Origin of the sequence: Persicitalea sp. (assembly GCF_041751555.1) — a bacterium.
In the GTDB taxonomy this organism is placed as follows: Bacteria; Bacteroidota; Bacteroidia; order Cytophagales; family Spirosomataceae; genus Persicitalea.
The window spans coordinates 1-4,382 of the sequence record NZ_JBGSXF010000062.1; the positions used below are offsets into that span (position 1 = coordinate 1).

The 4,382-nt window shown below is 51.6% G+C and carries 2 protein-coding genes and 2 pseudogenes; all 4 read right to left on the minus strand.

Annotated elements, in window-relative coordinates:
- Positions 1 to 522 (minus strand): annotated as a pseudogene (locus ACEW8P_RS01960) (hypothetical protein); the annotation flags it as partial.
- Positions 523 to 592: 70 nt separating this feature from the next.
- Positions 593 to 2,071 carry a trehalose synthase gene (locus ACEW8P_RS01965; RefSeq protein WP_373511433.1) on the minus strand — a complete coding sequence of 493 codons (1,479 nt, stop codon included), beginning with the start codon at positions 2,069 to 2,071 and terminating at the stop codon, positions 593 to 595.
- A gap of 147 nt (positions 2,072 to 2,218) precedes the next feature.
- A complete protein-coding gene (locus tag ACEW8P_RS01970; protein ID WP_373511434.1) occupies positions 2,219 to 3,382 on the minus strand; it encodes a dipeptidase in 1,164 nt (387 codons plus the stop codon).
- A 153-nt stretch (positions 3,383 to 3,535) separates the two neighbouring features.
- Positions 3,536 to 4,382 (minus strand): annotated as a pseudogene (locus ACEW8P_RS01975) (alpha-1,4-glucan--maltose-1-phosphate maltosyltransferase); the annotation flags it as partial.

Below are 4,382 nucleotides of genomic sequence, written 5' to 3' on the forward strand. Positions count from 1 at the left end.
ATTGTTGGAAATAATGAAGTACTTGTAAACCTCGCCGCGCCCGACGTTGGGAATCCAGCCTTCCCAGATGCCCGATTCGTCCCAGCGCGGATAAAGCGCGTGGGCTTGTTTGTTCCAGCCGTTGAAGTTGCCGACGATCGAAATAGAACTCGCGTTGGGTGCCCACACGGCGAAGTAAGTACCTACCACGCCCTCGTGTTCCATCACGTGCGAACCCAGCTTTTCGTACAACTTGAAATGCTTTCCGGCCTTGAAGAGAAAAATATCGAATTCCGAAAAGCGGCTGACACCTTCCACGGGCTTGAAGTGCGATTGCGGCGCGGGATCGGGCATTTCGGCGGGAGGAGGCACGATTTTCGGTGCCTTGGCCGGAGCCGCTGCTTTCTGCTTCGCCGCTGTCACTTTCTTTTTTACCGTGGGGGTCGGGGCTTCTTCTTTGGTCGATTTTCCGGCATTTTTCGCCGTATCGGCAGCTTTCTTGCCCTTCTTCTCTATGTCTGCTTTCTCGCTCTTCTTAGCCATTCTGTAATTCTGGAATAAATTATTGTAATAAATCGCTTACCAAAGTAAGCATCTTTTCGGCTTAAGCCAATTACCCATACAACTTCTCCACCTCCCGCACCACATCCACAATGCCTTTCAGCGGAATCTTGACCCAATCCGGCCGATAACTGAGTTCATACCCCAATTCGTACACCGCCTTTTCCAGCAAATAATACAGCATTAGCGAGTTAATCTCGTGCTGGTCTTTGAAAAGCGGGTGCGGCCAGCCGATGGCTTCGTTGTAGCCTTCAAGGTAGGTATCACGGATAAGTTTGTACCAGCGTTCGGTGGCTTTGAGTAATTTTTCGGTGTCCAGGTAACGGGTTTCGTCACTGCTGAAAACTTTGGCTGATACCGCGTAATGATAGCTGCGCACCATCCCCGCCACGTCTTTCAGCGGCGAGTGTTTCACTTTACGGTCGGCGATGCTGGCTTCGGGTTCGCCCTCGAAGTCGATGACGATGAAGTCGTTATGGACATTGAGGACTTGGCCCAAGTGGTAGTCACCGTGAATGCGGATGCGCTGGGAATGAATCTCACGGCTGAGCAATTCTTCGGCAAATTCATCGATTAGTTCCTTGGCCTCCATAAACCGCCACGCCAGTCGTTGCGTAGCCTCATCCAGCGTGAGGTACTTATCAATCAAGAGATTGTAACGACTTTCCAAGAGATGGTCGAGCCGTCCGCGCAGGAATTTTCGGTACTCTTCGGTAAAGGGTTCCGGCGAAAAGGCGGCGTCGGAGTCAGGGTTATATAAGGCGCGGTGCATCTCCCCCGTGCGACGGCCCAGCAATCCCACTCTTTCAAACACATCTTCCTGAATGGAAAAAACGCGGTTTGGAACGGCGTACAGAAAGTCGTTGAGGTAGTCGCCCGTGCGGTCCCAGTTGTCTTTCTGGGCTTCCACCATCCGCTGCATCATGCCGAGGGTAATGTCGGGCTCGCCCAGACTTTTCAACGTCATGCTGCCGCAGAAGGCGGGCATCTGCCGGAAGTCGGAATGCTCGGTCAGGAACTCGATCATTTCTACCTCGGGGTTGGGTAGTTGAAAGAGTTTCCTATATAATTTAAAGAAGTACTTTCCCCCAAAAACCAAAGCCGAATTGCTGGAATCGACGGGCAGCACACGGGTCGAAATATGCTCGGGCGCATCCTCGGCATCCAGTCCTTTCCCCCGTACAAAACTCATCCGGGTACTTTCTTCACCGTAGGATTCCGAATTATAAATATGGGCGTAAAGATTCCGGCGAAAAGAATCGGTATAAATTGCATCTACCAAAAACTGCCCGTCCGTTTCCTGGATGAGTGTCTGCTCAGTACTGAATCCAGGCATCTCGCTCACCATCATCACGGGTAGTTGGTAGCGTTCGGTATCGCCTTCCTCGTAACCCACTTCCACGATCCAAATCGAAGCATCGCCAAAAGGAATTTCCTGAATAACAGATGAAATTACCACCTGCCGTGCCTTACCCGCAAACCAGCGGCATTTTTTGAGGAAGTCTAGTAATTGATTGGAGGAAATAGGCATAGTTTTTATTTTAAGGCAGAAAGGGTCGAAAACCACAAAGCGACAAAGCGACAAAGAAGAAATTGGCTTTGGAACGCTACTTACTTGCCTACATTTTTAATCAACTTTGTCGCTTTGCGGCTCTGTCGCTCTGTCGCTTAAAAAAAGCTAAAAAGACTGCGCCACTTTCTCCGTCGCGGCCAAAACGCGCATGATGTTGCCGCCCCAGATTTTCTCTATATCCTTCTCGGAATAGCCGCGCCGGACAAGCTCGGCGGTGATGTTGCCGATTTCAGACACGTCGCGGCAGCCGACGAGTTGTCCGCCGCCGTCCATGCCGATGCCGACGTGATCCACACCCACGAGCTTGATGACGTGTTCGATATGATCGACGCCCTCAGCGACGGTGGGCATATCGCCTGCGTACTTCTCGCGCATGGCTTTCATTTCTTCGTAAAGGGCTTTTTTATCGTCATTGGAAAGATCGACCTGCCGCATTTTCAGGCGGATAGCGGTCATGGAAAGCTCCTGCTGCTGGCTGGGTTTCTTGACAAAACTCGGCACGAAATTGATCTGAATCACGCCGCCGTTTTTGGCCAGGGCCTTAATCATGTCGTCGGTCATGTTGCGGGGATGGTCGCAGAGGGCGCGACAGGACGAGTGCGAGGCGATAGCCGGGGCTTTGGTCGATTTCATGACATCATAAAACGTTGAGTCTGACACGTGCGAGATGTCCACCATAATCCCCAAACGGTTCATTTCCTGCACCACTTTCTCACCAAACGGACTCAGACCGTTGTATTCCGGCCCGTCGGGGTCGGTGGAGGAATCGCAAATATCGTTGTTGGCCGAGTGCGAAAGCGTGATGTAGCGCAGACCGAGGTCATAGAACAGTTCCAGGTTGGCGAGGTCGTTGCCGACGGGCCAGCCATTTTCCATGCCGAAAAACACCGCTCTCTTGCCTTGTTTTTGCAGATCATAAGCGTCCTTGGGCGTGGTGGCGATGCCCGCCACGACGGGATTGGCGGCTACGGCAGTATGGATTTTATCAAAAATCGCCAACGCCTTTTCCTTTGCCTCGGCGGTAGCTTCGGGCGTACGGCGGCCCTGCCCTAGATAAACGGCAAAGAACATCCCGTCCATGCCGCCGTCCTTCATGCGCGGAAAGTCGATTTGGGAGCCGTCCTCCTCGAAATCATGCCGCGCGGCCACGTCGAATCCGTCTTTCATCATGTTGATGGGAACATCGGCGTGGGTGTCGATGGTAAGTACTTTGGCGTGGATTTTCGCGGCTTTTTCTTTTTGCTTTTCGGTGATTGGTTGCTGCGCCATCGCACTTCCCGCCAAACCCAAGAGTACTAAGGCTGTTATTTGATGTCTTCTCATATTTATGGTTGAATTTTTCTCGCAAAGTCGCTAGGGCTTTTGAGTCAAGGGGCTTTGCGCCCTTGCCGCTCCGGCGTACCGATTTTTGCGAGAAACAGATTAATAAATATCCTCAATCCTAAACAAATGAAACGGCATGATGTGCGGGTTCATCTCTACGTAGTTCCACTCACCCTGCCAGGTGTGCATCGCTCCCGTAACCAGATCATGGACGCGGAAATAATCGTGATCCATCTTGCCAATCAAAGCCAGCGGCAACTGCACCCAACCCGCCTGCGTATTATAGCCATCCAAATTCACCACACACAGAATACGATTACCATTCGCATGGGTTTTTATATAAGCTACGATATTTTCGTTGTCGATTTGGCAAAATTGCAGATTGTTTGTGAACTGCAAAGCTGAATTCTCCTTTCTTAGCCGGTTGACGATGCGAATCAGGTAGGTTAGCTTTGTTTCGCGGCTCCAGTCCCAATGCTTTACCTCGTATTTTTCTGAGTTTAAGTATTCCTCCTTTCCCGGATATGCCTCATGAACCATGTACTCGAAGGTTGGGCCGAAGATGCCGTAGTTGGACGACATCGTCGCTGCCATGAAGTACCGAATCAGGAAATACGGCTCGTGCCCGCCTTGCAACAAATACGGGTTGATGTCGTGGGTGTTGGGCCAGAAATTCGGACGATAGTAGTACTTCATGTCCGACTGTGTGAGTTCGGTCAGGTACTCTTCAATTTCCCACTTTTCGGTGCGCCAGGTGTAGTAGGTGTAGGATTGCGTGAAGCCCACTTTTGCCAATTGCCGCATGACCTTCGGGCGGGTGAAAGCTTCGGACAGGAAGATCATATCAGGGTACTTAGCCTTGACCTCGGCGATGACCCACTCCCAAAAACTGAATGCCTTCGTGTGCGGGTTATCTACCCGGATGATGCGCGTCCCCCACTCGCCC

Excerpts from the sequence above, each read along its gene's own strand:
- ACEW8P_RS01965 (WP_373511433.1), bottom strand. The coding sequence starts at position 2,071 with ATGCCTATTTCCTCCAATCAATTACTAGACTTCCTCAAAAAATGCCGC.
- ACEW8P_RS01970 (WP_373511434.1), bottom strand. The coding sequence starts at position 3,382 with ATGGCGCAGCAACCAATCACCGAAAAGCAAAAAGAAAAAGCCGCGAAA.